Here is a 26734-nt window from a genome sequence, read left to right as displayed (position 1 = left end):
GTTGCTGCCGCGCACTACGTCTGCCCTCAAGGCTGGGGAGAGCCCACCCAAGCTGTTCCCCCGCGAAGGCGGGGGGCCAGGATACCAAGCGCCACGGTATTCAACTGTTGCCCCGCGTCCGCGGGGGAACGGCCTCGTTGGAATGCGCGCTACGGCCGCGAGAATGTCCCGCGCAAACCGGAACAGCAACCAGCCCCCTTCCCCGTCATGCCGGGCTCGTTCCGGCATCCACCGTTCCGCATACTCGCAGCCCGTTGAGTATGCGGGCCGGTGGGCCCCGGCCTCCGCCGGGGTGACGGGATGGGGTTGAACTGCGTTTTGCATGCCGCCTGCTCAGATCGAGCCCCGTTGACCGGGGAGCGCCACCTTTATCCAACCAAGCCACCACCCCGGCGAAGGCCGGGGTGGAGCTGTGGGGCGGGTGTACGAGCTAATCTAGGCTAGCGCTCCGCGTCCGAATACGCGATGCCGCGGGGAACGGACCGCACGGGAGGGCGCACGGATGAAATTACGCGAGAAGATCGGTTGGGGTGCCCTTGCGCTCCTCGCAGCCTGCGCGCTCGCGGTCGTCGCGTTCGAGCGCGGCGAGCATGTCAACGCGCTGTGGATCGTGACCGCCGCCGTGTCGGTCCAGCTAATCGCGTACCGCTTCTACGCGCGCTATATCGCGCGGCATGTGATGCAGCTCGACCCGAGCCGGCCCACGCCAGCGCTCCGCCGCGCCGATGGCCTCGATTACGTCGCGACCGACCGCAATGTCCTGTTCGGCCACCATTTCGCCGCGATCGCCGGCGCTGGTCCACTCGTCGGCCCGGTGCTGGCCGCGCAGATGGGCTATCTCCCCGGCACGCTCTGGATCCTCGCCGGCGTCGTGCTCGCCGGCGCGGTGCAGGATTTCATGATCCTGTTCATCTCGATGCGGCGCGACGGACGATCGCTCGGCGAGTTGATCCGCATGGAGATGGGCGCGATCCCCGGCGTGATCGCGCTGATCGGTGCGTTCGCGATCATGGTCATCATCCTCGCCGTGCTCGCGCTGATCGTGGTGCGCGCACTCGCAGGCAGCCCGTGGGGGCTGTTCACCGTCGCCGCGACCATCCCGCTCGCCTTCCTGATGGGCATCTATACGCGCTGGATCCGGCCAGGGAAGGTCGGCGAAGTCTCCGTTCTCGGCGTCATCGGGCTCCTCGCCGCGATCGTCTACGGCGGCACGGTTGCCGCCTCGCCGACGCTCGCGCCGCTATTTACGCTCACCCCGGTGCAGCTCTGCGTGCTGATGGTCGGCTACGGCGCAGTCGCCTCCGTCCTCCCGGTGTGGCTGCTGCTGGCCCCCCGCGACTACCTCTCCACCTTCCTCAAGATCGGCGCGATCGTCGCACTGGCGATCGGCATCGCGGTCGTCGCGCCGCCGCTACGGATGCCGGCGCTGACCCCGTTCATCGACGGCTCCGGCCCGGTCTGGTCGGGCGGGCTCTTCCCGTTCCTGTTCATCACGATCGCGTGCGGCGCGGTGTCGGGCTTCCACGCGCTGATCGCGAGCGGTACCACGCCCAAGCTGATCGCCAGCGAAGGCGATGCGCAGTTCATCGGTTACGGCGCGATGCTGATGGAGAGCTTCGTCGCGATCATGGCGCTGGTCGGGGCGTCGATCCTCGATCCCGGCGTGTATTTCGCGATGAACAGCCCGGCGGCGGTGGTCGGCACCGACTTCGCCTCGGCCGCGACCGCGGTCACCGCGATGGGCTTCCCGATCACGCCCGAACTGCTCGCGCAGACTGCGAAGGACGTCGGCGAGACCACGATCGTCAGCCGCACAGGCGGCGCGCCGACGCTGGCGGTGGCGATGTCTGAGATCTTCAGCCACCTCGTCGGCGGGCAGGCGATGAAGGCGTTCTGGTACCACTTCGCGATCCTGTTCGAGGCGCTGTTCATCCTCACCGCGGTCGATGCGGGGACGCGCGCCGGGCGGTTCATGCTGCAGGATTTGATCGGGCTCGCAGTGCCGTCGTTCCGCAACGCCTCGGCGATCGTGCCGGGGCTGATCGCGACCGCGCTATGCGTCGTTGCCTGGGGCTTCTTCCTGTACCAGGGCGTTACCGATCCGCTCGGCGGCGTGAACACGTTGTGGCCGTTGTTCGGGATCTCGAACCAGATGCTCGCGGCAGTCGCGCTGGTGCTGGCGACGGTGGTGCTGTTCCGGATGAAGCGTCAGCGTTACGCATGGGTGACGATCCTGCCCGCCGCGTGGCTGTGCCTGTGCACGATCACCGCCGGGCTGATGAAGCTGTTCGCGAGCGATCCGAAAGTGGGCTTCCTCGCGCACGCCTCGAAGTTCGCGGATGCGGCGGCGCGGGGCGAGTTGCTCGCGCCGGCCAAGACGATGGCGGAGATGCAACGGATCGTGCTCAACGACCGGATCGATGCCGGGCTGTGCGCGCTGTTCCTGGCGGTGGTGCTGTCGATCGTCTTCTTCGGCATCCGCACGTGTCTGGCGGCGTTGAAGATCGACCGGCCGACGGTGACCGAAGTCCCGCCGCAGCTGGTGGCCGCGGAATGATCCGCGCGCTCTACGCAAAGGCGCGCGAGACTGCGCTGCTGATGGTCGGCGTGCCATCCTATGCTGCGTATTGTCAGCACATGGCCGAGCGGCATCCCGACCACGCGCCGATGGACGAGCGTGCGTTCTTCCGCGATCGGCAGGAGGCGCGATACGGCAGCAAGGGCGGGGGACGCTGCTGTTGACCGATGGGGTTTCCACCGTTGCGCGATTGCGGAGCGCGACGGCAGCGGATCACGACGCGGTCGATGCAAAGTTCGGACGCTACGACCTGACCGATGCGGATGACTACCGGGCGTTCCTGATCGCGCATGCCAAGGCATTGCCCGCGGTCGAGGCTTGGCTGACCGCTATTCCGGGGCTCGCGACGGTTCGGTCGCGCGGGACAGAGCTTGCCGCGGACCTCGCCGCGCTGGGCGAAGACATGCCCGCGCCGATGGCGTTCGATGTCCCGGCGAGCCCGGCCGCCGGGTGGGGTGCAATGTATGTGGTCGAAGGGTCGCGGCTCGGTGGTGTCATGCTGTCGCGGTCGGTCCCCGAAGGGATGCCGTCCGCGTATCTCGGCGCGAAACATCTGTCGGGCGAGTGGCGCGCATTGCTGACCGCGATCGACGGCGAAACCGCCGACGAGGCCTGGGTCGAGCAGGCGATCGTCGGCGCCAAGGCAGCGTTCGACCTGTATCGGCGCGCGCCGGCCTGATCTTGCTGGTCTCAGCGCAGGAGCTTCGGTGCTTCCTTGCGGATCATGTCCTGCACCTTGCTCGCGAACAGGCCGAGAATGCCGGGCAGATCGACGACCGCGTGGACGTTGGTCTCGAACACCGTGACCGCGCTGGCGATCGTCTGCCCCATGGCCTTGACGGTGAAGTGCAGCGTGTCGCCGTCCCAGCGGTGATCGGTCACCGAGCCGCCGGGAATGTTCGCGCCGATCTTGTCGATGCTGCCGTCGAGCCGCGCGCGAACCGCCGCCTTGCCGAGCTGATGGGGTACGTCGACGGTGATGGGAGTGCCCATGTCTATTCCTTAAGTCGCGAAAATCATGTCGTCGTTGGCGAACGCCTTGAACTCCAGCGCGTTGCCCGACGGGTCGAGAAAGAACATCGTCGCCTGCTCGCCGGGCTCGCCCTTGAAGCGGATGTACGGCGCGATCCCGAACTGGACGCCGGCGGCGGTGACGCGTTCGGACAGCGCGGTCCAGTCGTCCATCGTCAGCACGACGCCGAAATGCGGGACCGGGACGGCGTGGCCATCGACCGCGTTCTCGACCGCGACGGGTTTGGCCGAGGGGTCGAGGTGCGCGACGATCTGGTGGCCGAACAGGTCGAAATCGATCCATTGCTCGCTGGAACGCCCTTCGCGGCAGCCGAGGGTCGCGCCGTAGAAGGTGCGCGCGGCGGTGAGGTCGTGGACCGGGAAGGCGAGGTGGAAGGGGCGTAGGGTCATAGAGGGAAGATAGATTGGGATGGTTGGTTCGTCGACCCGGAGGATTGCGTGGGTGCTTTTACCCACCCGCAATATTGTCAGCCCGCCCTACCGTGTTCTCCCGCGAAGGCGGGAGCCCAGACTGGGTCCCCGCCTTCGCGGGGAAACAAAGTTGGGAAGGGCACCCCTCACCCAACCATACCGCACCACCCCGGCGAAGGCCGGGGCCCAATTAGGAGACGTTGCTAATGCAGGGGAGCGCTTCGTTACGACCACCTTTCCAATTGGGCCCCGGCCTTCGCCGGGGTGGTGCTAGAGGTCGGGGGGGCGCTCTTCATCCCCCCGCCCCATCACACCGAAAACATTGCCCCCCCTTCCCCGCCACGGCATAGCGCAAGCGTGAACCGTTACCCTGCCCTCGCCTGCCTTGTCCTCGGTGCGCTTGCCGCGACCGGGTTCGCCCCGCTCGATCTCTGGCCGCTGACGCTCGTCGCGTTCGCGCTGTGGATGAAGCTCGTCCACGACGCGCCGACCTTGCGCAGCGCGCTGTGGCGCGGATGGGTGTTCGGGCTTGGGCATTTCACGATCAACAGCAACTGGGTCCAGCACGCGTTCGACTTCCAGGATGCGATGCCGCCGGTGCTGGGCTATTTCGCTGCGGTCGGCCTCGCGCTGTACCTCGCAGTGTTCCCGATGCTCGCAGGCGCGCTCGCCTGGCGGATCGCACGGCGGCCCGGCACGCCCGATGCGACGTTCGTGCTGGTCTTCGGCGCTGCCTGGATCGCGACCGAGTGGCTCCGCGCGACGCTGTTCACCGGTTACGCATGGGATCCGCTGGGCGTCGTCTGGCTGCCCGCGATCGGCGTCGCGCGACTGTCCGCGTGGATCGGCACCTACGCGTTGTCCGGCGTGACCCTATTGGCGGCTGGGGCGCTGCTGATGCTCGCGGTACGCCGCTGGACCCTCCCCGCCATCGCCATTCCCGCCCTCAGCCTCGCCGCACTGTCCGCGCTCTGGACCAATGCGCCGCCGCCCGCTCCCGGCACACCGCTGGTCCGCGTGGTCCAACCGGATATCGGCCAGGAGGACCGCAATGAATCCGACGGCGAGCGCGTGCTCTCCGCGCTCGAAAAGCTCAGTGGCCAAGGTGGCACCACCCCGCGTCTGGTGGTCTGGCCTGAGGGCGTGGTCCGCGATTACGTCGAGGACGGTTACCCCTTCTACGCTTACGGCTGGTCGAGCCCGCTCTATCTCCGCCGCCGGATGGCGCGGCTGCTCGGCCCGGACGATATCCTGCTGATCGGCGGCACCGCGCTCGAGTTCGATGGCAAGGACCGCATTTCGGGCGCGGCCAATTCGGTGTTCGCGCTCGACGCACAGGCGCGCCTGCGCGGTCGCTACGACAAGGCGCACCTCGTGCCGTACGGCGAGTACCTCCCGATGCCGTGGCTGCTGAAGCCGCTCGGTCTTGCGCGGCTCGTCCCCGGCGACTTCGACTTCACCTCGGGCAAGGGTCCTGCGAACCTGACGTTGCCGGGCTTCGGCGCGATCGGCATGCAAATCTGCTACGAGATCATTTTCTCGGGCGACGTGGTCGATCGCGCGCACCGCCCGCGGATCCTGTTCAACCCGTCGAACGACGCCTGGTTCGGCAAATGGGGTCCGCCGCAGCATCTCGCGCAAGCCCGGATGCGCGCGATCGAGGAGGGGTTGCCGATCCTCCGCGCCACCCCGACGGGTATCTCGGCGATCATCGCCGCCGATGGCCGCCTCGTCGCGACCGTTCCGCACGAGACCGCCGGCGCGATCGAGCAACCGATGCCGTCCGCGCTGCCCCCCACATTGTTCTCGCGTGTCGGCAACGCGATGGCGGCGATCGTCGCGGCGCTAATGCTTGCAAGCGCGGTTGCCGTGCGCCGTCGGCGTCGCTAGAAGGTCATATAAAGCTTTCCTTATATGTCGCTCCCCGACCCTCTGTTGGCGAGCCTTTGCGAAGAGGTTTCATGCGCAAGTCCTTTCTCTTCACCTCCGAATCGGTCTCCGAAGGCCATCCCGACAAGGTCGCCGACCAGATCAGCGATACCGTCGTCGACCTGTTCCTCGCCAAGGACCCGCAGGCGCGGATCGCCTGCGAGACGCTGACCACGACGCAGCTCGTCGTCCTGGCCGGTGAAATCCGCGGCAAGGGCATCTACGAGAATGGCGAGTGGGCCCCGGGCGTGCTTGAGGAGATCGAGGCGGCGGTGCGCAACACCGTCAAGGAAATCGGCTACGAGCAGACCGGCTTCCACTGGAAGACCTTCCGCTTCGAGAACAACCTCCACGCGCAGTCCGCGGAAATCGCGATGGGCGTCGACGAGAGCGGCAACAAGGACGAGGGCGCCGGCGACCAGGGCATCATGTTCGGCTACGCGACCGACGAGACCCCCGGCCTGATGCCCGCGACGCTGTATTACAGCCACAAGATCCTCGAGCGGATGGCCGCCGATCGCCATTCGGGCGTGGCGCCGTTCCTGCAGCCCGACGCCAAGAGCCAGGTCACGCTGTCGTACGAGAACGAAGCGCCGGTCGCCGCGACCGCGCTCGTCGTCTCGACGCAGCATGCGCCGGGCTATTCGGAGAAGGGCACGAACCCCGATCCCGCCAAGTACGCCGAACTGCGCGACTACGTGATGGGCGTGTTCAAGGACGTGCTGCCCGACGGCTTCATTTCCGACGCGACCAAGATCTACATCAACCCGACCGGCGCGTTCGAGATCGGTGGCCCCGACGGCGACGCCGGCGTCACGGGGCGCAAGATCATCGTCGACACCTACGGCGGCGCGGCTCCGCACGGCGGCGGCGCGTTCAGTGGCAAGGATCCGACCAAGGTCGATCGTTCGGCTGCGTATGTCTCGCGGTATCTGGCGAAGAACGTCGTCGCGGCCGGCCTCGCGCGCCGTTGCACGATCCAGCTCAGCTACGCGATCGGCATCGCCGAGCCGCTGTCGGTGTATGTCGACCTGCACGGCACCGGCACGGTCGACGAGGCCAAGCTCGAGGCGATCCTGCCGCAGCTCGTGCGCCTGACGCCGAAGGGCATCCGCGAGCACCTCAAGCTCAACGCGCCGATCTACAAGAAGACCGCGGCGTATGGTCACTTCGGTCGCGAGCCCGTGGGCGACACCTTCACTTGGGAAAAGACCGATCTGGTCGGCGCGCTGAAGGCTGCCGTCGCCTGATAGCGATGCCTTTGGTGATATGAAAAAGCCTCCCGCGGACCAGTCCGCGGGAGGCTTTTTTGTTCACTCGGTCATCCTGACGAAAGTCAGGATCCAGGGTAACAGGCGGCGTCCATCATGGCTCTGGATCCTGACTTTCGTCAGGATGACGGGAGGGGTTGGTTCGCACCGCGGAAATTGAGCCTTACTAGTCCCTCTCCCCGCCGGGGAGAGGGAGGGAGGAGCCGCTTGGCGACGGAAGGGTGAGGGGCTTTGGGGAGAGGGTCGGAGCCTCACTCCCCCTCACCCTCCCACCCGGCTTCGCCGTGCGGGCCCCTCCCTCTCCCCTTGGAGAGAGGGGGCATCAAGGGCGAGTTGCGTACCGATACGCCGCTTCGACAAGCTCAGCCGCTACTCGGAACGAACGGCGTCGGTAACCTGAGCATGCCGCTGCTCGGTCAAAATCTGCCACGCGGTCAGGAACAGCGCCGCGACCAACGGACCGACGACGATGCCGCTGATCCCGACCGCCTCGATCCCGCCGAGCGTCGACACCAGCACGATGTAATCCGGGATGCCGGTATCCCGCCCGACCAGTATCGGGCGCAGGATGTTGTCGGCCAGACCGATCACCACGACGCCCGAGACAACGACCACCACGCCCTGCCAGATCGCGCCGGTCGCCAGCAGATAAACCGCGACCGGGACCCAGACGAGCGCGGGCCCCAGTGCCGGCAGCAGCGACGTCAGCGCCATCAGCAGGCCCCACAGCAAGGCGGCCGGCACCCCGACGATCCAGAACGTCACCGCGCCGAGTGCACCCTGGGCGAGACCGACGATCACCGATCCCTTGATCGTCGCACGGACCACCGCAACGAACTTGTCGACCAGCGTCATCGCCACCGAATGCTCTAGCGGCAGAGCGCGACGGATCGCCGGCCCCACCTTGTCGCCGTCGCGCAGCAGGAAGAACGTCACGTACAGCCCGATGCCGAACGACAGCACGAACGCGGCCGCGTTGCGCCCGATCGACAGCGCCTGCCCGGCGATCGAGCGGACGCTGTTGCCGAGGATGGTAGACACGCGCGACTGCGCCTGTTCGAAGCTGTTGAGCCCGGCCTTGTCGAGCGCACCCTGGATCCGGCGCGGCAATGCGTCGTGAATCTGCTGGAAATACGCGCCGAAGTTGATCTGGCCGCTTTGCAGCTTGGCGTAGACCGAGGCGGACTGGTCGATCATCAGGCTGCCGATGATCAGCGTCGGCACGATCACCGCGACGAAGATGATCAGCAGCGTCATCGCCGCCGCGAGATTGCGCCGACCCGGCCAGCGCTTGAGCAACCACTGGTAGAGCGACTGGAACAGGATCGCCGCCAGCCCGCTCCACAGCAACGCCACCGCGAAGGTCGAGACGACGACGCACAACGCTACCGTGATCGCCACCAGGAAGACGATGAAGCCCCCCGTTTCCAGTCGACGCCTGTCGATCATGTCGTACCCCTTTTCTAGCGCCGCACCGCGATCCGCCGACACCCTATAATAAAAGCCGCCCCCCGGTCTTCACCAGGGGACGGCCCATCTTTCGGCGCAGCTATGCGCCGGGCGCTATCAGCGAAGCTTCTCGCTGCCGTTGACCAGCGCATCCTTCTGCGACTGCGGCATCGCCTGCGCGTTCACATCGGCATCGTCGATCGCGTCGGACTGGCGCTCGCCGTCCTTGCGAACAGCCTTGGCCTGGTCCTCAAGGTTGTCGGCGGCCGCGTCGAGCGAATCAGCGCGGTTGTCCGCGGCCTTCTCGACCTGGCTGCCGAGCTTGTCGTCGCCCTTGCCGCCGCAGGCTGCGAGCGGAAGTGCGATGGCGGCGATCATCGTGGCGATGGCGAGTTTCTTCATGATGCGGATTTCCCTGTTATGACGAGGTCGCAAACCGTCACGGGCTCGTAACGGTTCCACGCAACACCGCCATCCGCGAAAAAAGTATGGCTAATCAAGCGTTAGCTGGCGCGCCGAGAGAAGGCAGCTTTTCCGCGGCGACGTTTTCGATCACCGGTGCGACCCGGTCGAACACCGCGCTGACCATCGCCTCGGCGATCCAGCCGACCGCCGCGCCGACGACGAGGTCGGACAGATAGTGCTTCCCATTGATCGGCTGCGCGACGGCGACCACGCCGGTGATCAACGCGGCGGGTGTCCCGGCTCCGTCGATGTCGCGCGACGCGGCACGCGCGACCGCCACCGCGCCCGCGGTGTGGCCCGATGGGAACGAGGTCTGTTCGTGCTCGTCGCTCTTGCCCGGTTCGAACCGCGCCTTGCCGTCCTCGATCGCCTTTTCGGGGCGTGTGCGATCGACCGACGCCTTGATCGCCGACTTGACGAAGGTCGCCGCCGCATGCGCCGCCAGCATCCGCACACCCCCGCGGATCACGTCCGGCCTGCGCGCGATCAGGCCGATCACCACCGTGCCGATCGAGGTCGCCACGAGTTGCGGCTGGTCGCCGATCTCGGCGAGGAACCCGGTCGCCTTGACCATCGGTTCGTCGCGGTGCTCGGCGGCCTTGTGCGTCGCCTCGCGGTCCGCGGTCTCGACGGCTTTCGCGGCTTTCTTGGTCTTGCCCATCACTTTTCGCCTTGTCCGTCCATCTCACCGCGCACCTGTGCATGCGCGAGCAAGGCGAACAACCCCGCACCGCCCAGCAAGTTGCCGAGCACCGCCGGCAGTATCAATTCGACCAACGCCTGCCAGACGCCGACATGGCCGGAGAACAGCAGCAGGAACGCCTCGTCCGAGCCGACGATCGAATGGCTGAACCCGCCGAGTGCGACGACATAGGTGATCGCGAAGATCACCAGGAACGCCTGCTGCCGCGCGTTGGGCAGCGACCAGGCGAGGATCGCGATCATGAATCCGGCGGGGATCGCGTTGACGAACGTCGCCCAGGCCGACAGCTCGGTGATCCGCATCGACACCTCGATCATCGCGCCGCGCAACTCGCTGCTGCCAAGCACCCCTGCCGCGATCGCGCCGCCGGTAATCGCCGTCCCGATCAGATTTGCCGCGAGCACGACGCCCCACAGTCGCATCGTCCGCTTCAGCGCCCAGCTCGACGGCTTCGTCACCAGCGGCAGCATCGCGCTGATCGTACTCTCGGTGAACAGCTGCATCCGCCCGAGGATGACGACCAGGAAGCCGATCGGATAGCCGAGCGACACGACGATCGTCCGCCATGGCGTGTCGGGCAGCGCCTGATGCAGCGCGCCTTCGGTAATCAGCGAACTCGATATCGCCATGCCCGCGGCAAGCCCCGAGAAGAACAGCGACGATAGCGGACGGTCGAGCTCTTCCTCGCCCGCCTCGCGCACGGCCTTGTGCAGGTCCTGCGCATCGGCGGCCTTGAGGTCCTCGACGTCTTCGCCGGGCGGTTTGGATGCATCGTCGACCATTACGAGCGTGTAACGGTTCGCGTCATGCTTTGCTCCGGCGCAATCGCCCGCTAGAGCGCGCGGCGATGAACGATCCTTCTGTTATCCGCCGCCTCTATGGCCGTCGCCAGGGCCACAAGCTGCGTCTCGGCCAGGCCGCACTCGTCGAGGAAACGCTCGCCGACCTGTCGGTGCCCGAGGAAGGGCCGATCGATGCGATGACGTTGTTCGGCGACAATCGCCCGCTGCACGTCGAGATCGGCTTCGGCGCGGGCGAGCATCTGGCGGGACAGGCCGCGATGAACCCGGACGTCGGCTTCATCGGCTGCGAGCCGTTTCTCAACGGCGTCGTCGGCGCGCTGGCACACATCCGCGACGGCGAACTGACCAACGTCCGGCTGCACATGGGCGATGCGCTCGAAGTGATCGAACGCCTGCCCGACGCGAGCCTGGACCGGCTGTACCTGCTGCATCCCGATCCCTGGCGGAAGGCGCGCCATGCCAAGCGCCGCATGGTCAACCACGGCCCGCTCGACACGATCGCCGCCAAGCTCAAGCCCGGCGCGGAATTCCGCCTCGGCACCGACGACCCGACCTATTGCCGCTGGTCGATGATGATCATGAACGCGCGTCGCGATTTCGCATGGCAGGCGAAAACCCCGCACGACTTCCTGACCCGCCCCGACGACTGGCCCGAGACGCGGTACGAACGCAAGGCACGCCGGCAGGGCCACGAGGTCTGGTATTTCCGCTACCTGCGGGTGTGAGTTCCGCTTCGCCGCCACAGTGAGCCGAGCAGACGCCCGGCCAGTGCCGGCACGCCCGGCCTGAGCAGGATCCAGTCGCGGATCGGCGCGTCGACCTTCGCGCCGATCACCTTCTTGTAGCCGCTGTCGCCCGAACCCCAGTCGATGCGGCGCGTGCCGCGCGCGAGCGCCGCTGCCATGTTGCGCCAGTAGAGCAGCTTGCCGGGGGAATGCTTGGCAAAGCGCGGGTCGTAGCTGTTGGCGATCGCGTACAGGAGGTCGCCGGTGTCGATGTCGAACGAGAAGGCGGCAGGCACGCCGTCGATCGTCAGCAGCGCGGCACGGAACATCGCGGCAAGCACCGGATCGGCGACCGCGGCCTGCCAGAAGGCGAGATGGCCGTCGGCGGTGAACTTCATGCCCGTGCGATCGGTGGCGTGCGCGATCCAGCTCGTCTGCTCGACCGTACCGAGATCCGCGAACGCAGCGGGCCACGCCGTCTCGGACAGGAAGCGCCAGTCGGGCGTGCCGTGTTCGGCGAGATGCTTTTCGTGGAAGCGATTTTTCCGCAAGGTCGACTTGCGTGGCCAGGGTTGCTCTGCGGTGGCCGCCGCCAGATCGAGTGACCAGCTGTCGCCGATCGCGCGGTCGATCACGCCCCAGCCATTCGCACGGGCGGCGGCGATCAGCGCGGCGGCGGCGGGATCGGTATCGTAGACCGGACCGATCCTCAGACCGTTGACGTGACCCGCCAGCGTCGACAACGCGATCTTCAACGCCGCGTCGCCCATTTCGAGCGCAACGCCGAAGCTGCGGAACGGCCAGTAACAGCCGGGAATAGCCGCCATATCGAGCGCACGGGGACCGAGCGGAACGAACGGCAGCGTCAGGACAGGTGCGTCGTCCTGGGTCACGACCAGCGTTCTCGCCTGTCCGCCATACGCGGCGAGCGCGGCGGCGTACCAGCCGAAGCGGAGGAAACGGTGGCTCTGCGCGCCTCGCTCCGCGACGATGTCGATCGCGGCAGCAAGACCCTCGACCACGTCGCCGCGGACGTTGGAGGGAAGCCGGACGAAGTCGGCCAGGAGCATCGGCTTGGACATTGCCCGTCTGATACCGCGCAGAAGGTTACGATTGCATGCGCTTTTGCAATCGCCCCTTTTGCAATCGGGCATTCCCCATCATGATGGCGGCATGCCGATTATTCCCGCCATCTCCACGATCGCCCAGACGATCCAGCTCTCGCTCGCCCCGGTCTTCATGCTGGCGGGCATCGGCCAGTTGCTCAACGTCCTCGCCGGCCGTCTGTCGCGCGTGATCGATCGCGCGCGAAAACTGGAACAGTTGCACCCCAATTTCTCGGCCGCCGATCGGACGCGCTACGGCTGGGAGCTGCGGTTGCTCGACCGGCGGATGACGATCATCAACGCGGCGCTGTTCCTGGCGGTGTCGAGCGCGATCATGACCTGCGTGCTGATCGCGCTGCTGTTCATCGCCGAACTCGCCAAGCTGCATTTCGGCACGGCGGTCGCGCTGTGCTTCATCCTCGCGATGATCCTGCTGATCGCGGCCTTGGTATCGTTTATCTTCGAGGTCAGGATGTCGTTGAGGGCCTTCCGGATCCGGCCGGAATTGCTGAAGGACCTGTCGTGATCGAGAAGCGCCTGCTGCAAGCCGTGATCGCGGTCGCGTGCCTGTTGCCGTTGATCGTCGGTGGCCAAGGCGTGCTGCACGGGCCGGCGCCGTTCGGACATCTCGCCGACGTTCCGCGCGATCTCGATAGCCATTTCCGGTACATCTCGGGGATCTTCTTCGCCACCGGGCTGGGGTTTCTGAGCTGCATTCCGGCAATCGAGCGCAAAGGGCCGCGGTTTCGGTTGCTCGGCGGGTTGATCTTCGTCGGCGGGCTTTCGCGGGGGATTTCGCTACTCGCGGTGGGTGTGCCGTCGCAAGGCCACGTGCTGGGACTGGTCATGGAGACGGTGGTCGTGCCGTTGCTGATGCTCTGGCAGTGGAATTTCGCGAACCGGGCTGCCAGTTCGCCGTCATCCTGACGAAAGTCAGGATCCAGGGTCACGCAGTACGGACCTCCTGGCTCTGGATCCTGACTTTCGTCAGGATGACGGAACGTGTGCGGCAGCGCGGTCTGGCGGCCAGCAGACCAACCGGGTCATACTAGCGGGAAGCCTCCATCCCTGCCCCGACATCGGCGGTCGGCAGATACCGTGGCGCGACCCGCACCTTCGCCCGCTGCTCATACGCATAGCCGGCACCCAGCACCGCCGCGTCACCGTACTTCGTCGCGATGAACGACAGGCCGACCGGCAGTCCGCGGACTAGCCCCATCGGCACGGTCAGGTTCGGATACCCCGCCACCGCCGGCAGTCCGCTCGAACTCGGGCCACCGTATTGATCGCCGTACACAGGTTCGCTCAGCCACGCGGGGCCGTAGGTCGGCTCGACCAGTACGCTCGCGCCCGCCGCCTTGAGCATCGCGTCGATCCCCTCCGTACCCGCCAGCCGCAACGATTTCGCGCGCGCTGCCTTGTACGCCGGATCGTCCAGCCCCTTGGTCTTCGCCGCGGCCTCGAACGTCTCCTGCGCGAAGAAGGGCATTTCGGTGCCTGCGTTGGCGGTGTTGAACGCGATGACCTGATCGAGCGTCCGCGTGCGGACTGCTGCGGGCGTGGTCGCGAGATAGGTGTCGAGATCGGCCTTCAACTCGGTCTGGAGCACCAGCAATTCCGCCTCGCCAAGCCCATCGAGCTTCGGCTGCTTCACTTCGACCAGCACCGCGCCCGCAGCCTTCAGCACATCAAGCGAGGCCTGGTACTTCGCCGCAAGGTCGGCGGTCATCTCCGGCCGGATCACGCCGACGCGCAGGCCCGACAGCGCGCTGGTCGAAAGCCCGGCCGCATAGTCGCGCTTGTAAGCCCCTGCCCCCGCGGTCGCGGCATCGACAGGATCGGCCGCGATCATCGCCGAGAACAGCGTCGCGACGTCGCGCACGCTCCGCGCCATCGGCCCCGGCGTATCCTGGCTGTGGCTGATCGGCACGACATGCGTGCGGCTCACGAGGCCGAGCGTCGGCTTCAACCCGACCAGTCCGTTGAGCGACGACGGACACACCACCGAGCCATCGGTCTCCGTGCCGATCGCCGCCGCCGCGAAGCTCGCCGCGATCGCCGCGCCCGAGCCGCTCGACGATCCGCACGCGGTCCGGTCGAGCGCGTAGGGATTCTTGACCAAGCCGCCGACCGCACTCCAGCCGCTCATCGACCGGGTCGAGCGGATGTTCGCCCATTCGCTGAGGTTGGTCTTCCCGAGGATCACCGCCCCCGCCGCGCGGAGTTGCGCGACCACGGGTGCGTCGCGACGCGTGAGATTGTCCTTCAGCGCGAGGCTGCCCGCAGTGGTCGGCATCGCATCCGCGGTCTCGACATTGTCCTTGATCAGCACCGGCACGCCGTGGAGCGGCCCGCGGATGCGCCCGGCCTTGCGCTCGGCGTCGAGCGCCTTGGCCTGCGCCAGCGCGTCGGGGTTGAGCGCGATGACGGCGCGGAGAGTCGGGCCCTTGCGATCCATCGCGGCGATCCGCCCGAGATAGGCGCGGACGAGGTCGACGCTGCTCGCCTTACCAGCGGTCATCGCCGCCTGGAGCTGGTCGATCGACTGTTCCTCGACCGCGACCGTCTTGGCGCTCGCGACGGCTGGAAGCGCGGTCGCGAGCAATATCCCGATGATAAACTTACGCATTTTGCGAATCCCCTTTGGCGCGAGGCTATCGGGGTTGCGGGCCTGCGCCAAGCGGTCTGAACGATGCTCGACACGATGCGTTACGGACCAGCAACGGATAGGGGAATGGCGTGCGTCTCGTGTTGAAGATCGTCGGGGGCGTCGTGCTGCTGGCGGTCGTGGTCGTCGCGTTGGCGGTGACGATCGTCCCACGCTTCCTCGACCGCATCTACTATCGCGGACCGGCGAGCGGCCATTTCGACGGCGCGCACTTCGCCAATCCCGACAACGACGCCGACACGCAGCAGATTCAGCCCGCCGGTGGCGGTCGTGCGAGCTTCTTCTGGCGCTATTTCACCGGCAGCGATGGGCGGCCTCCGTGGCCGAAATCGGTCGCAGTGAACCGCATCGCGCCGCCCGCCCGCGTCGAGGGCGAACGGATGGTCGTGACGTGGGTCGGCCATGCGAGCGTGCTGATCCAGACGCAGGGGCTCAACATCCTCACCGATCCGGTCTGGGCGGAGAAGGCCGGGCCGCTCGGCACGGGGCCGAGTCGTGTCGCCGAGCCGGGGATCGCGTTCGATGCGCTGCCCAGGATCGACCTCGTGCTGGTCAGCCACAATCACTACGACCATCTCGACAAGGCGACGCTCAAGCGGCTCTGGCAGCGCGATCGGCCGCGCATCGTCACCAGTTTGGGCAACGACAGCGTGATCGGCCAGACCGGCGCGCAGGCGACCTCGCTCGACTGGGGGCAGCGAGTGGCGATCAAGTCAGGCGTTGCTGTCACCGTGACACGCAACCATCATTGGGGCAGCCGCTGGTTCACCGATCGCAATCGCGCGCTGTGGTCGAGCTTCGTCGTCACGCTGCCGGGCGGGAACGTGTTCTTTGCGGGCGATACCGGGATGGGTGACGGCCGATGGCCGGTCGAAGCGGCGGCGCTCGGGCCGGTCCGGCTGGCGCTGATCCCGATCGGTGCGTTCCGGTTCGTTGACGGGCAGATGGAGTCGGGCAGCCATATCGGGCCAGTCGATGCGGTCGAGGTCTATCGCCGACTGGGCGCGGCGCACGCGATCCCGATTCACTGGGGGACGTTCCGACTGTCGTTCGAGGGGTATGATACGCCGCCGAAGCTGCTGGCGGCGGCGATGCGGTGCACGGGGCAGACTGGGTTCGCGCCGGTGGCGATCGGGCGGACGACGGAGGTTGCGGGGTATGTGAAGCCTGCGGCGGTGACGCCAATGTCTCGGGCAGCGTTGCTCAAGTGTCTCGATACGCCGCAGGTTCGCGCACTCCGTTAATTCCTCCGCCACCCCGAAGCTGTTCGGCGGGTATCCCCTGCGACCAAGTAAGCCTGTTTCCCCGCAAAGGCGGGGACCCAGACTGGGCTCCCGCCTTCGCGGGAGACAACGAGAGAGAAGCGTAACGCCGGCTCCACATCCGACCACCCCGGCGAAGGCCGGGGCCCAGTTGGAAAGGTCGCAGTAACGAAAGACCGCGTTAAGTTAGCGACGTTCCCCAACTGGGCCCCGGCCTTCGCCGGGGAGGTGTACCCGCTCGGACGCGATAGGCGCCGAACCCAGCATGCACTTCACCCCATCTTGAACACGCAGAGCTTGTTGCCGTCCGGATCGCGGAAATACGCGCCGTAGAAACCCATTTCCTCAGGGCCACGCGTGCCAGGAGCACCTTCGTCGGCACCGCCCAGTTCGATCGCCTTGGCGTAGACCTGGTCGACCTGCTCGCGCGAATCCGCTGCCAACGCGACCATCGTGCCATTGCCCGCGGTCGCGGCTGCGCCGTCATAGGGCTTGCCGATCACCAGCATCGGCTTGCCGGGGCCCGCGCCGTAGAAGGTCAACTGGCGCGCGTCAGGCATTTGCATCAGGCGCTTGCCGCCGACCGTCGCGAACAGCGCATCGTAGAACGCGAGCGCCGAATCGATGTCGTTGGTGCCGAGCGTCGCGTAACCGATCATGGGTCTCTCCTCTTATGAATAAGGAGCGATATCGGAGGGTTACGCGGGGACGCAACTAGCTGTTCCCCCGCGAAGGCGGGGGTCCAGGCCCGAACCCTCCCGGCATGCGGCAGTGATGTAATCCCTGGGCCCCGCGTTCGCGGGGGAACAGCTAGCGTTGCGGTCGTGGATTACCCGACGAAAGCGCGCTCGATCACGAACGTACCCGGCTTCGAGTTCGCGCCCTCCTCGAAGCCATTCGCCTCGAGCATCACCGCGAACTCCTTGATCATCTCGGTCGAGCCGCACAGCATCGCGCGGTCGGTCTCGGGGTTGAGCTTCTGCTCGCCGCGGACCGGGTGGCCGAACAGCGACGCATCCTCGATCAGCGCGCCGATCCGCCGCGTGGTGCGGAACGGCTCGCGCGTCACGGTCGGGATGTAGTGGAACTGCGTCTGCGCCTCGTCGGCGATCAGCGGATCCTCCGAGAGCAGCCCGACCATCTCGTCGTGATAGGCGAGATCGCTCACGCGGCGCACGCTGTGCACGACGATCACCTGCTCATACGCAGCATAGACGTCGGGGTCGCGCATCAGGCTGAGGAACGGCGCGAGGCCGGTGCCGGTCGAGAACATGAACAACCGCTTCCCCGGCAGCAGCGCGTCGAGCACCAACGTGCCCGTCGGCTTCTTGCCGAGATACACCTCGTCGCCAGGCTGGATCAGCTGGAGCTTCGAGGTCAGCGGACCGTCTTCGACCTTGATCGACAGGAACTCCAGTTCCTCCGAATAATGCGGGGAAGCGATCGAATAGGCGCGCATGATCGGCTTGCCGCCTTCCTGGGGAAGACCGATCATCACGAACTCGCCCGAGCGGAAACGGAAGGTCGAGGGCCGCTCGATCGCGAAGCTGAACAGATGTTCGTTCCAGTGACGTACCCACAGCACCTTGGCGTTGAGGAACGCGGGGGTCTCGGGGATCAGCGCGGGCGCGCGGGTTGCTTCGACGGTCGGGGCGGTCATGCGTCTATTCCTTGGCCTGCGCGCGGGCGCTGGCGGATCGATGGCTTGCGAAACGGTCGCATTATGGGCGCGAGCCGGACGGGTCAACAACAGCTAAACTTGGCATCGCCCAAACAGGTCCCGTGGCCGTTGCCGACTCACCGTATGTTCCCCATATTCCCCCTCGATGGCCATTCAGATCCGCACCAGTCTCGCCGAGCCCGAAACCGGCGAAAGCTTCGTCCCGCACCGCCCGACCGCGCGTCCCGACAAGGTCGAGGGCGGCAAGCGGTTCAACCTCGTCAGCGAGTATGAACCCGCGGGCGACCAGCCCACTGCGATCGCCGAACTCGTCTCAGCGATCGGCGACGGCGAGAAGGACCAGGTGCTGCTCGGCGTCACCGGCTCGGGCAAGACCTTCACGATGGCCAGCGTCATCAACCGCGTCCAGCGCCCCGCGCTGATCCTCGCGCCGAACAAGATCCTGGCCGCGCAGTTGTACGGCGAGATGAAGTCGTTCTTCCCCAACAACGCGGTCGAATATTTCGTTAGCTATTACGATTATTACCAGCCCGAGGCGTATGTCGCGCGCTCCGACACCTACATCGAGAAGGAATCCTCGACCAACGAGTCGATCGACCGGATGCGGCATTCCGCCACCCGCGCATTGCTCGAACGCGACGACGTGATCATCGTCGCGTCGGTGTCGTGCCTGTACGGTATCGGCTCGGTCGAGACGTATTCGGCGATGATCTTCGACCTCAAGAAGGGCACGACGGTCGACCAGCGCGAGATCGTGCGAAAGCTCGTCGCGCTCCAGTACAAGCGCAACGACGCGGCGTTCCAGCGCGGCAATTTCCGCGTGAAGGGCGACACGCTGGAGATCTTCCCGTCGCATTACGAGGACAGCGCGTGGCGCATCTCGTTCTTCGGCGACGATATCGAGGAGATCATCGAGTTCGATCCGCTGACCGGCAAGAAGGTCGCGTCGCTGAACTCGGTGCGGGTGTATGCGAACTCGCATTACGTGACGCCCGGCCCGACGCTCAAGCAGGCGGGCGAGGCGATCAAGCACGAGCTCGCCGAGCGGCTGAAGGAGCTGGTGCTGGAGGGCAAGCTGTTGGAGGCGCAGCGGCTGGAGCAGCGCACGAACTTCGATCTGGAAATGATCGCCGCGACCGGCTCCTGCGCGGGGATCGAGAATTACAGCCGCTTCCTCACCGGCCGCATGCCGGGCGAGCCGCCGCCGACGCTGTTCGAATATCTCCCGGACAACGCTTTGCTGTTCGTCGACGAGAGCCACGTCACGATCGGCCAGATCAACGGCATGTCGCGCGGCGATCATCGTCGCAAACTGACGCTCGCCGAATACGGCTTCCGCCTGCCGAGTGCGATCGACAATCGCCCGCTGCGCTTCAACGAATGGGACGCGATGCGGCCGCCGACGACCTATGTCTCGGCAACCCCGGGCAGTTGGGAGATGGAGCAGACCGGCGGCGTGTTCGCCGAACAGGTCATCCGTCCGACCGGGCTGATCGATCCGCCCGTCGAGATCAAGCCGGTCGAGGAACAGGTCCAGGACCTGATCGTCGAAGTCGGCAAAACGACCGCGCTCGGCTACCGCACCCTAGTCACCACCCTGACCAAAAGGATGGCCGAAGACCTGACTGAATACATGCACGAGGCGGGGATAAAAGTCCGCTACATGCACAGCGACGTCGAAACGCTGGAACGCATCGAACTTATCAGAGATCTCCGTCTCGGCGTCTACGACGTGCTGATCGGCATCAACCTGTTGCGCGAGGGGCTCGACATCCCCGAATGCGGGCTCGTCGCGATCCTCGATGCGGACAAGGAGGGCTTCCTGCGCTCCGAGACGTCGCTGATCCAGACGATCGGCCGCGCCGCGCGCAACGTCGACGGCCGCGTGATCCTGTACGCCGACCGCGTCACCGGATCGATGGAGCGCGCGATGAACGAGACGTCGCGCCGTCGCGAGAAGCAGGTCGCGTACAACACCGAACACGGCATCACCCCGACGACGATCCGCCGCAACATCGGCGACATCATCGCACACGTCGCGAGCCAGGATCAGGTGACGATCCCGATCGACGAAGACCGCCCGCACATGGTCGGGCACAATCTGCGCGCGTACATCGAGGATCTCGAAAAGCAGATGCGTAAGGCCGCGAGCGATCTCGAGTTCGAGACCGCCGGGCGATTGCGCGACGAGATCCGCCAGCTGGAGAACGAGGAGCTCGGCCTCCCGGTCGACCAGCAGAAAGCGCCGGTCATGGGGCGCTCTAACGAGGGCAAGCCGGGCACGCGAAAGACGCGCTACGGCAAAAGCCAGAAGATGCGGATGGGGGGATTGCGGTCGCGATAATCGGTCGAACTTCGGTCGCCCCGCCCCTTGGCGTCCGCCCGGATCCACGGTAGCGTCGCTCATCCGGCGGGGGCCGGGTTCTGGGGAGTAACGATTATCGCTACCATCAAAGCCGTCGCGCGTTCGCGCGGCGCATCGCGTCCGTGGGCAGCAGTTGCCGCGATCACGGCGCCGATCGCGGCCTTACTGCTGACGGCCTGTGACGGTAGCGATTCGGCAAGTTCGCCGACCGTTCCCACGGCCCCGACGCCGACCCCCGCTCCCGTGAACGCGCCCCCGGTCTTCACATCGGCCAATGCGGTGAGCGTGGTCGAGAATACGACGGCCATCGTCTATCAGGCTGCTGCAACCGATCCCGAGGGCGCCCCGGTCGCCTACGCGATCAGCGGCGGCGTGGATGCCGCGAAGTTCACGCTGAACGGAACCGGCCAGCTCGGCTTCGTGGCACCGCCGAATTTTGGATTGCCGACCGACCTCGACGGAAACAACGTCTATCTGGTCCAGCTGACCGCAAGCGACGGTCAGGCAACCAGCACGATCGCCCTTCAGGTCACCGTGACGAACAGCAAGGAGGGAATCGCCGTCCACCGTGTCGCAACCGGTTTCATCCACCCCGTCGCGATCGCCAGCCTGAGTGCGACGCGGATGCTGGTCGCGGAACGATCCGGCGCGATTTACGATTTGAACCCGCAGACGGGTGCGCGGACGTTGTTCTATCAGGTCGCCAATGTCGGAACCGGCGACCGCGGGATGATCGCACTGGCGGTTGCGCCGACGTTTACCACCACCGGCATCTTCCACGTGATGTTCACGAACCCCAACGGGTTCCTGATCGTTCAGCGCTATCTCCGCAACCAAGCGGGGCCGACTGTCCCGGATAATAGCGGTCCGCTGCTGGCAGTGTCCGCGCCTCAATATCCCGGCGGGGGTTGGCTGGGCTACGACGCCGGCAACCTGATCATCGCGACGGGCGATGCCGGTGGCGCAGGCGACCCGGCTGGCAGCGCGCAGGACTCATCGTCCCGATTGGGGAAGATCCTTCGCGTGACGAACAATCCGGATCCCTATGCCGGAGCCTCTCCGCAGTTCTTCCTGGTTTCGGCGATCGCGAAAGGCCTGCGAAATCCGAACGGCGGCGCGTATTATAGCGGTGGCCTGCTGATCGCAGACAGCGGACAGGATGTCGCCGAGGAGGTCGACTTCCTGCCGCTCGGCGCGCCCGTGACGAATTTCGGCTGGCCGTTCAAGGAAGGGACCAAGATCGTCCACGGCACCCCTCCGGCCGACATCGTAGACCCGTCGATCCAATATCCGCACACCGGCGGTACGCGCTTCGGCCAAGCGATCGTCGGCGGATTCGTGGGGTCGCCAACGATCGCCTCGCTCTCGGGCGTCTATGTCTTCGCCGATCGCAACGGCGCCCTGTTCACGACGCCCGCCGATCCACTGCGCCGTGCCGGGACGATCGAGGGGCCGATGCTGGAGCGGCGCAACGAGGATTTTGCGCCCGATCAAGGCACGATCGATCGCCCGGTTTCGTTCGGCGTCGCCAGCGATGGTCAGGCCTATATCGTCGACGACGATGGCGAAATATTCAGCATCGACCAAGGGTAGCGCAGGGCTCAGCCGACGACGAGATCCTCGCTGCTCGATCCGTAATAGCTTGCCACACGGTCGGCATAGGCCTGATCAAACACCGGTGCGTTGTTCGCCCAACTGGGGCCGCCTTCGAGGACGCGCTTGTCGATCGTGACGACGTAGAGGTCGCGGACCGCGTCGAACTGGAGCAGCGAGAACGGCAGCGGGTAGAAGCTCTTGCCCATGCCGAGGAAGCCGCCGAGGCTGAGCACGGCATGCGTGACGCGGCCGGTGCCCTTGTGGACCATGAACGCGTGGACCGAGCCGACGTTGTCGCCATCGCGGCTCTCGACCTTCATCGTGCCGGAGATGTTCGACTGGACGAGCAGCTGGGTGGGGGTCTGGGCGGCGGTGTCGGACATGGACGTTCTCCTGATTTCTTCCGTCGCTGAACCGGTATCACCGTGCGGCGGTTCCCGGCTAGCGCGCTTCGTCGTACTTGAGCGGCCGCCGGGCGTGCCGCATAGCGATGCGATGCGCACCCCGTCCCCTTCCCTCGTCGGCTTGCGATCGCTTGCCAGCCCCCGCGTCCTGGCGCGTCTTGCCGGCCTGGCGGCGCTCGCGTCGATCGCCGGCTGTGTCCCGCCGCCGCGGGCTGAAGCACCGCCGCCTCCGCCGCGCACCGTGGCGCGGCCCCCCGCGCCGGCGCCGCGCCCGGTACCGATCGCCGCCGATTGGCGCGACTGGCTGTATTCACCTGGGACATGGGTGTATCGCCGCGATGCGCGCGGCTCGATCGCACTGTTCGGACCGGCCAATGCCGATGCGTCGCTCACGCTGCGCTGCGATACAGCTGCGCGCGCGATCTATCTGTCGCGCGCGGGGAGCACGGCGACGCCGCTGACAATCCGCACGTCGAGCGTGACGCGCGCCGTGTCGGTCCAGCCGACCGGAGGCACGCCGCCCTATGTCGCGGCCGCGCTGATGCCGAACGACTCGTTGCTGGAGGCGATGGGGTTCAGTCGCGGGCGGTTCGTCGTCCAGCAGCCCGGCCTACCGCCGCTCGTCGTGCCCGCCTGGGCCGAGATCGAGCGCGTCACCGAGGATTGCCGCGGCTGATTTCGATCGAGTCAGCGGGTGGCTGGCAGTCGCACAGGATTGCCCGAAAACTTCCGTAAAACAAGGCTTGTATAGCAGGCGCGGTCGGCACACATTGGCGTTGCGGTCAGGCTTGGCCGCGTTGTTTCAACAAGCGAAAGGAGGTGATCCGATGTCTCATGGTTCAGCAGTGAGTTCGGTTCGGTTCGTTCGGGGGACGCACTGCTAAGTCCGCCGGTCCGCGTGGGGAGTATCCTCTCCCAGTCAACACGTGGTCCATAGGATAGGCGGTACGCATGGTCCTCCGGGCTGGAGCTCTCCGGCCGCTGACCATGTCAGGAGGTTGTCGGGTCGTCGGGAGACGATCCGGCAGCCTCTTTTCGTTTGTGGGGTGGTCGTTGGCGGCGGTGGTCGATCCAGGTGCCATTTACGACCACATTGCGTGAGCTAACGATGCCGCCGTCTTCGAAGCCGCTCCCACTGCGCCTAGCTGACGATATCGGCAGGCACGGGCGAGCGGGTGCTAGCTTTCCCTCCCCACCGGTCATCTCCTGTGTTCCGCTTTACGGCCGAGGACGAGGCAATCAAACGTGCATAGGGCCGAAGCTGCAGCAGCCGAAGCGTCACAAGTGCGCGCCCCCCCTGCGCCGTCATCCTGATGAAAGTCAGGATCCAGGGTCGCAAAGAGCTGCATTTGGTACTCTGGATCCTGACTTTCGTCAGGATGACGGGACGTAGGCGGGACCGAGTGGGCTGCTGATGCACGCAGCTCGACCTGCTACGCGTGTTGCCGCCCCCCGCCCTTGGTCCGTAACTGCCCCTACAGGAACGACTTCGCCCGATTGAGGACGATGCTGCACATCCGCGTCTTCACCTGCCCGCCGAGGTCGTCGAGCGAAAACGCCTGCCCGTTCGGCGCCTGCACTTCGCCGTCTTGTCCGGCGGCATAGCCCGGCGACGTCTGCACATCTTGCCGTCCGGTCAGTCGCTGGAGGATCGATTGCGCGCCGGTCGCCGGGGCTTTCGCGGTGCTGCCCGCTCGCGGTGCATTCCGCCCACCGGTCAGCGCACCAAGCGCACCACCCTGCCCGAGCAGATTGTTCTTCAGGCAATACCCGAGCAGGCCAGCCGCGTTCCCGGCACCGATCGATCCGACGCTAGGCAACGCACCACCGAGCAAGCCGCCCAAGCCGCCAAGTCCACCCAGACCGCCAAGGCCATTTTGCGTCGATGCCGACTCGGGTGCGCTGGTCTGGGCCGATGCGGAAGTCGCGAGGGCGAAGGCTGCGACGAGGGCGATTGCGGTCTTGGGCATGATACGGAGCTCCGATAAGGTCGTGTTACCAACAGGACTGGCCGGGGTGCGTTCCGAACTCGGCTTCGTTCAATCGCCCGCGAAGAACGCGTCGACCGATCCGCGCTTGGCGCCTAACGCTGCCGCGACCCGTCGCCGGGCGTCGTAATAGACGAGCGCCGGCGCGCCCGGATCGGTCTTGCGAAGACGAGAGGCCTCCGCGTCCGTCAGGCTGCTCTCGCGCGCGACATGATCCGCATACCCCTCCTGCTCCCAGGTCGGGAGTATCGCGCTACGTACTTCGCCAAGGTGGTTGGCGATCATGATGTGCGTCATCTCGTGCGCGATCACGCCGGACAGCGTGCGAATGCCGCCAACCGCACGACCGTTCGTCACGCGATCCGCGGCGATGTTGCTGCGGTTGAAGACGATCGCCGAACTGAACGGCCGGCGGAACGCGAAGGCGCCCGGCGACTGGATCGCCAGAAGGCGCCATCGCCAGCCGCCGTCCGTCAGGAACAGCGACCGATCGAGCGGCCCTTTTGTAGATCGGACTGGTGCGCAACAACCCTTCCGCGCGCGCCAGTTCACTGGCGATCCGCGGATCGATCGGACGCTCGGCATAGACGGTGACGGTGCCGACGTGCTGCTTATACGGAAACGCAAGCAACTGCGGCGCGTGGACGACCGCGACGGCAAGCAGAAGGAGGAGGGCCACGACCCACCGGACGGGCCCCTGCCCCCTTCTGCGTGCGCGGGTCGTCATGCTGGCGTCAGCAACCCCTCACGCGCGATCTTCTCCCGCCAGACCAGAGGCGCGAGCTGGTGGACGTTCTCGCCCGCGGAATCGACCGCGACCGTCACCGGGAAGTCGCTGACCTCGAACTCGTAGATCGCTTCCATCCCGAGATCCGCAAAGCCGACGACCTTCGAACCCTTGATCGCGCGGGCGACCAGATATGCCGCGCCGCCGACCGCCATCAGATACGCCGACTTGGCCTCGGCGATCGCCTTGGTCGCATCGCCCCCGCGCTCCGCCTTGCCGACCATCGCCAGCAGGCCTTGGTCGAGCATCATCCGCGTGAACTTGTCCATGCGCGTCGCCGTAGTGGGTCCCGCCGGGCCGACAACTTCCTCGCCGACCGGATCGACCGGCCCGACATAATAGATCACGCGACCCCGGAAATCGACCGGCAGCGGCTCGCCCGCATCGAGCATGTCCTTGATGCGCTTGTGCGCCGCATCGCGCCCGGTCAGCATCTTGCCGTTGAGCAGCAGGCGGTCGCCGTGCTTCCACGTCTGCACGACTTCGGGCGTCAGCGTGTCGAGATCGACGCGGATCGCGGCCTTGTCGGGCGTCCAGTTGACGTCGGGCCATTCCTCCAGCTTCGGCGCTTCCAGATACACCGGGCCCGAGCCGTCGAGCACGAAATGCGCGTGGCGCGTGGCGGCACAGTTCGGGATCATCGCCACCGGCTTCGACGCGGCATGCGTCGGCCAGTCGAAGATCTTCACGTCGAGAATAGTCGAAAGTCCACCCAGCCCCTGCGCGCCGATGCCGAGCGCGTTGACCTTGTCGTAGATCTCGATCCGCAGCGCCTCGATGTCGTTCCTGGGGCCGCGCGCCTTCAGCTGCGCCATGTCGATCGAGCCCATCAGCGACTGCTTGGCGAGGATCATCGACTTTTCCGCGGTGCCGCCGATGCCGATGCCGAGCATGCCGGGCGGGCACCAGCCGGCGCCCATCTGCGGGATCATCTCGAGCACCCAGTCGACGATCGAGTCGGACGGGTTCATCATCTTGAACTTCGACTTGTTCTCGCTGCCGCCGCCCTTCGCCGCGACGTCGATCGAGACGGTGTTGCCGGGCACCATCTCGACATGCATCACGCTCGGCGTGTTGTCCTTGGTGTTGCGGCGGGTGAAGGCGGGGTCGGCGAGGATCGACGCACGCAGCTTGTTCTCGGGGTTGAGATAGGCTTTCCGCACGCCCTCATCGATCACTTCCTGAAGCGAGCGGGTCGAGTCGAGGCGGCAATCCTGGCCCCATTTGACGAAGATCGTGACGATCCCGGTGTCCTGGCAGATCGGGCGGTGGCCCTCCGCGCACATCCGGCTGTTGGTCAGGATCTGCGCGATCGCATCCTTGGCGGCGGGGCTCTGCTCGGCCTCGTACGCGACGCCCAGTGCGCGGATGTAATCCATCGGGTGGTAGTAGCTGATGAACTGGAGTGCGTCGGCAACGCTTTCGATCAGGTCGGCTTCGGTGATGACGGTCATGCAGCGCCTTTGAGATACGGATGTGTGCGCATCTTAACGGCGTTCGCGACGCGGAGG

At 66.3% G+C, this 26734-nt stretch carries 26 protein-coding genes; 12 read left to right on the top strand and 14 right to left on the bottom strand.

The genetic code is table 11. The features are described from left to right. Positions 1 to 502 precede the first annotated feature (502 nt). The 3 genes from C8J43_RS06480 to C8J43_RS06470 are packed head-to-tail and all read left to right on the top strand — an operon-like array spanning position 503 to position 3257. Positions 503 to 2557, top strand: a complete 2055-nt coding sequence (locus C8J43_RS06480) for a carbon starvation CstA family protein (RefSeq protein WP_133030226.1) — start codon at positions 503 to 505, stop codon at positions 2555 to 2557. Then, positions 2554 to 2742 carry a YbdD/YjiX family protein gene (locus C8J43_RS06475; RefSeq protein WP_207893343.1) on the top strand — a complete coding sequence of 63 codons (189 nt, stop codon included), beginning with the start codon at positions 2554 to 2556 and terminating at the stop codon, positions 2740 to 2742. Before C8J43_RS06480 ends, C8J43_RS06475 begins: the two co-directional genes overlap by 4 nt. Beyond that, positions 2739 to 3257, top strand: a complete 519-nt coding sequence (locus C8J43_RS06470) for a biliverdin-producing heme oxygenase (RefSeq protein WP_133030225.1) — start codon at positions 2739 to 2741, stop codon at positions 3255 to 3257. Before C8J43_RS06475 ends, C8J43_RS06470 begins: the two co-directional genes overlap by 4 nt. An 11-nt stretch (positions 3258 to 3268) precedes the next feature. Here C8J43_RS06470 and C8J43_RS06465 read toward each other — a convergent pair whose 3' ends face one another. Further along, entirely contained in the window at positions 3269 to 3571 is a 303-nt protein-coding gene (locus C8J43_RS06465) for a polyhydroxyalkanoic acid system family protein (RefSeq protein WP_056051730.1), read from the bottom strand. Positions 3572 to 3580: 9 nt separating this feature from the next. Then, on the bottom strand, positions 3581 to 4000 hold the full coding sequence (locus C8J43_RS06460) for a VOC family protein (protein WP_133030224.1): 420 nt from the start codon (positions 3998 to 4000) through the stop codon (positions 3581 to 3583). 378 nt (positions 4001 to 4378) lie between these two features. Here C8J43_RS06460 and lnt point away from each other — a divergent pair, with 378 nt between their 5' ends. Beyond that, entirely contained in the window at positions 4379 to 5911 is a 1533-nt protein-coding gene (gene lnt / locus C8J43_RS06455; protein ID WP_133030223.1) for an apolipoprotein N-acyltransferase, read from the top strand. A gap of 71 nt (positions 5912 to 5982) precedes the next feature. Next, the gene (gene metK / locus C8J43_RS06450; protein ID WP_133030222.1) at positions 5983 to 7200 is read left to right on the top strand and encodes a methionine adenosyltransferase; all 1218 of its coding nucleotides are present in this window, start codon (positions 5983 to 5985) and stop codon (positions 7198 to 7200) included. Between the two features lie 390 nt (positions 7201 to 7590). Here the strand turns inward: metK and C8J43_RS06445 are convergent, their stop codons facing one another. The 4 genes from C8J43_RS06445 to C8J43_RS06430 form a co-directional block, all read right to left on the bottom strand. After that, the gene (locus C8J43_RS06445) at positions 7591 to 8670 is read right to left on the bottom strand and encodes an AI-2E family transporter (protein WP_133030221.1); all 1080 of its coding nucleotides are present in this window, start codon (positions 8668 to 8670) and stop codon (positions 7591 to 7593) included. 117 nt (positions 8671 to 8787) lie between these two features. Then, positions 8788 to 9072 (bottom strand): hypothetical protein, encoded by a 285-nt coding sequence (locus tag C8J43_RS06440; protein ID WP_133030220.1) that lies wholly within the window; start codon positions 9070 to 9072, stop codon positions 8788 to 8790. 94 nt (positions 9073 to 9166) lie between these two features. Beyond that, complete coding sequence (locus C8J43_RS06435; RefSeq protein ID WP_133030219.1) at positions 9167 to 9796, bottom strand: phosphatase PAP2 family protein; 630 nt, start codon at positions 9794 to 9796, stop codon at positions 9167 to 9169. Beyond that, positions 9796 to 10620 (bottom strand): formate/nitrite transporter family protein, encoded by an 825-nt coding sequence (locus C8J43_RS06430; RefSeq protein WP_133030218.1) that lies wholly within the window; start codon positions 10618 to 10620, stop codon positions 9796 to 9798. Before C8J43_RS06430 ends, C8J43_RS06435 begins: the two co-directional genes overlap by 1 nt. Positions 10621 to 10685: 65 nt before the next feature. On the opposite strand from C8J43_RS06430, the gene C8J43_RS06425 reads away from it, so the two are divergent. Then, the gene (locus C8J43_RS06425; protein ID WP_133030217.1) at positions 10686 to 11366 is read left to right on the top strand and encodes a tRNA (guanine(46)-N(7))-methyltransferase TrmB; all 681 of its coding nucleotides are present in this window, start codon (positions 10686 to 10688) and stop codon (positions 11364 to 11366) included. Here C8J43_RS06425 and C8J43_RS06420 read toward each other — a convergent pair. Continuing rightward, positions 11351 to 12448: a GNAT family N-acetyltransferase gene (locus C8J43_RS06420; protein ID WP_133030216.1), complete on the bottom strand. Its 1098-nt coding sequence runs from the start codon at positions 12446 to 12448 to the stop codon at positions 11351 to 11353. The two genes, C8J43_RS06425 and C8J43_RS06420, sit on opposite strands and share 16 nt — an antisense overlap. 91 nt (positions 12449 to 12539) lie before the next feature. Between C8J43_RS06420 and C8J43_RS06415 the strand changes: the two genes are divergently transcribed. Beyond that, complete coding sequence (locus C8J43_RS06415; RefSeq protein ID WP_093398747.1) at positions 12540 to 12998, top strand: DUF2721 domain-containing protein; 459 nt, start codon at positions 12540 to 12542, stop codon at positions 12996 to 12998. Next, positions 12995 to 13399 (top strand): DUF4345 domain-containing protein, encoded by a 405-nt coding sequence (locus C8J43_RS06410; RefSeq protein ID WP_133030215.1) that lies wholly within the window; start codon positions 12995 to 12997, stop codon positions 13397 to 13399. Before C8J43_RS06415 ends, C8J43_RS06410 begins: the two co-directional genes overlap by 4 nt. A 121-nt stretch (positions 13400 to 13520) precedes the next feature. On the opposite strand, the gene C8J43_RS06405 is transcribed toward C8J43_RS06410, so the two are convergent. After that, on the bottom strand, positions 13521 to 15101 hold the full coding sequence (locus C8J43_RS06405; protein ID WP_133030214.1) for an amidase: 1581 nt from the start codon (positions 15099 to 15101) through the stop codon (positions 13521 to 13523). Between the two features lie 119 nt (positions 15102 to 15220). Here C8J43_RS06405 and C8J43_RS06400 point away from each other — a divergent pair, with 119 nt between their 5' ends. Then, the gene (locus C8J43_RS06400) at positions 15221 to 16384 is read left to right on the top strand and encodes an MBL fold metallo-hydrolase (protein ID WP_133030784.1); all 1164 of its coding nucleotides are present in this window, start codon (positions 15221 to 15223) and stop codon (positions 16382 to 16384) included. 290 nt (positions 16385 to 16674) lie between these two features. Here C8J43_RS06400 and C8J43_RS06395 read toward each other — a convergent pair whose 3' ends face one another. Together C8J43_RS06395 and C8J43_RS06390 are read right to left on the bottom strand one after the other, a co-directional pair. Next, positions 16675 to 17061: a VOC family protein gene (locus C8J43_RS06395; protein WP_133030213.1), complete on the bottom strand. Its 387-nt coding sequence runs from the start codon at positions 17059 to 17061 to the stop codon at positions 16675 to 16677. Positions 17062 to 17231: 170 nt separating this feature from the next. Then, on the bottom strand, positions 17232 to 18062 hold the full coding sequence (locus C8J43_RS06390) for a ferredoxin--NADP reductase (RefSeq protein ID WP_060526489.1): 831 nt from the start codon (positions 18060 to 18062) through the stop codon (positions 17232 to 17234). 166 nt (positions 18063 to 18228) lie between these two features. Here C8J43_RS06390 and uvrB point away from each other — a divergent pair, with 166 nt between their 5' ends. Next, positions 18229 to 20427 (top strand): excinuclease ABC subunit UvrB, encoded by a 2199-nt coding sequence (gene uvrB / locus C8J43_RS06385; RefSeq protein ID WP_133030212.1) that lies wholly within the window; start codon positions 18229 to 18231, stop codon positions 20425 to 20427. A 264-nt stretch (positions 20428 to 20691) separates the two neighbouring features. Continuing rightward, positions 20692 to 22041, top strand: a complete 1350-nt coding sequence (locus C8J43_RS06380; RefSeq protein WP_133030211.1) for a PQQ-dependent sugar dehydrogenase — start codon at positions 20692 to 20694, stop codon at positions 22039 to 22041. An 8-nt stretch (positions 22042 to 22049) separates the two neighbouring features. Here C8J43_RS06380 and C8J43_RS06375 read toward each other — a convergent pair whose 3' ends face one another. Then, a complete protein-coding gene (locus C8J43_RS06375; RefSeq protein ID WP_056051762.1) occupies positions 22050 to 22427 on the bottom strand; it encodes a PRC-barrel domain-containing protein in 378 nt (125 codons plus the stop codon). Positions 22428 to 22539: 112 nt separating this feature from the next. Between C8J43_RS06375 and C8J43_RS06370 the strand changes: the two genes are divergently transcribed. Then, entirely contained in the window at positions 22540 to 23124 is a 585-nt protein-coding gene (locus tag C8J43_RS06370; RefSeq protein ID WP_243645452.1) for a hypothetical protein, read from the top strand. A 799-nt stretch (positions 23125 to 23923) separates the two neighbouring features. Here C8J43_RS06370 and C8J43_RS06365 read toward each other — a convergent pair. The 3 genes from C8J43_RS06365 to C8J43_RS06355 form a co-directional block, all read right to left on the bottom strand. Next, positions 23924 to 24418 carry a DUF2501 domain-containing protein gene (locus C8J43_RS06365; RefSeq protein ID WP_133030210.1) on the bottom strand — a complete coding sequence of 165 codons (495 nt, stop codon included), beginning with the start codon at positions 24416 to 24418 and terminating at the stop codon, positions 23924 to 23926. 69 nt (positions 24419 to 24487) lie between these two features. Continuing rightward, positions 24488 to 24988, bottom strand: coding sequence for a hypothetical protein (locus C8J43_RS06360; RefSeq protein WP_133030209.1), 501 nt, complete (start codon positions 24986 to 24988; stop codon positions 24488 to 24490). A gap of 171 nt (positions 24989 to 25159) precedes the next feature. After that, positions 25160 to 26677 carry a fumarate hydratase gene (locus C8J43_RS06355; RefSeq protein WP_133030208.1) on the bottom strand — a complete coding sequence of 506 codons (1518 nt, stop codon included), beginning with the start codon at positions 26675 to 26677 and terminating at the stop codon, positions 25160 to 25162. Positions 26678 to 26734 lie beyond the last annotated feature (57 nt).

This window comes from Sphingomonas sp. PP-CE-1G-424, assembly GCF_004341085.1.
GTDB lineage: Bacteria > Pseudomonadota > Alphaproteobacteria > Sphingomonadales > Sphingomonadaceae > Sphingomonas.
This window is presented reverse-complemented; position numbering and strand designations above follow the sequence as displayed.

Excerpts from the sequence above, each read along its gene's own strand:
- C8J43_RS06395 (WP_133030213.1), bottom strand. The coding sequence starts at position 17,061 with ATGATCGGTTACGCGACGCTCGGCACCAACGACATCGATTCGGCGCTC.
- uvrB (WP_133030212.1), top strand. The coding sequence starts at position 18,229 with ATGGCCATTCAGATCCGCACCAGTCTCGCCGAGCCCGAAACCGGCGAA.
- C8J43_RS06480 (WP_133030226.1), top strand. The coding sequence starts at position 503 with ATGAAATTACGCGAGAAGATCGGTTGGGGTGCCCTTGCGCTCCTCGCA.
- C8J43_RS06435 (WP_133030219.1), bottom strand. The coding sequence starts at position 9,796 with ATGGGCAAGACCAAGAAAGCCGCGAAAGCCGTCGAGACCGCGGACCGC.
- C8J43_RS06425 (WP_133030217.1), top strand. The coding sequence starts at position 10,686 with ATGAACGATCCTTCTGTTATCCGCCGCCTCTATGGCCGTCGCCAGGGC.
- C8J43_RS06440 (WP_133030220.1), bottom strand. The coding sequence starts at position 9,072 with ATGAAGAAACTCGCCATCGCCACGATGATCGCCGCCATCGCACTTCCG.
- C8J43_RS06460 (WP_133030224.1), bottom strand. The coding sequence starts at position 4,000 with ATGACCCTACGCCCCTTCCACCTCGCCTTCCCGGTCCACGACCTCACC.
- C8J43_RS06420 (WP_133030216.1), bottom strand. The coding sequence starts at position 12,448 with ATGTCCAAGCCGATGCTCCTGGCCGACTTCGTCCGGCTTCCCTCCAAC.
- C8J43_RS06370 (WP_243645452.1), top strand. The coding sequence starts at position 22,540 with ATGCGCACCCCGTCCCCTTCCCTCGTCGGCTTGCGATCGCTTGCCAGC.
- C8J43_RS06355 (WP_133030208.1), bottom strand. The coding sequence starts at position 26,677 with ATGACCGTCATCACCGAAGCCGACCTGATCGAAAGCGTTGCCGACGCA.
- C8J43_RS06445 (WP_133030221.1), bottom strand. The coding sequence starts at position 8,670 with ATGATCGACAGGCGTCGACTGGAAACGGGGGGCTTCATCGTCTTCCTG.
- C8J43_RS06405 (WP_133030214.1), bottom strand. The coding sequence starts at position 15,101 with ATGCGTAAGTTTATCATCGGGATATTGCTCGCGACCGCGCTTCCAGCC.
- C8J43_RS06375 (WP_056051762.1), bottom strand. The coding sequence starts at position 22,427 with ATGTCCGACACCGCCGCCCAGACCCCCACCCAGCTGCTCGTCCAGTCG.
- C8J43_RS06415 (WP_093398747.1), top strand. The coding sequence starts at position 12,540 with ATGCCGATTATTCCCGCCATCTCCACGATCGCCCAGACGATCCAGCTC.
- C8J43_RS06465 (WP_056051730.1), bottom strand. The coding sequence starts at position 3,571 with ATGGGCACTCCCATCACCGTCGACGTACCCCATCAGCTCGGCAAGGCG.
- C8J43_RS06365 (WP_133030210.1), bottom strand. The coding sequence starts at position 24,418 with ATGCCCAAGACCGCAATCGCCCTCGTCGCAGCCTTCGCCCTCGCGACT.
- C8J43_RS06430 (WP_133030218.1), bottom strand. The coding sequence starts at position 10,620 with ATGGTCGACGATGCATCCAAACCGCCCGGCGAAGACGTCGAGGACCTC.
- C8J43_RS06390 (WP_060526489.1), bottom strand. The coding sequence starts at position 18,062 with ATGACCGCCCCGACCGTCGAAGCAACCCGCGCGCCCGCGCTGATCCCC.
- C8J43_RS06475 (WP_207893343.1), top strand. The coding sequence starts at position 2,554 with ATGATCCGCGCGCTCTACGCAAAGGCGCGCGAGACTGCGCTGCTGATG.
- metK (WP_133030222.1), top strand. The coding sequence starts at position 5,983 with ATGCGCAAGTCCTTTCTCTTCACCTCCGAATCGGTCTCCGAAGGCCAT.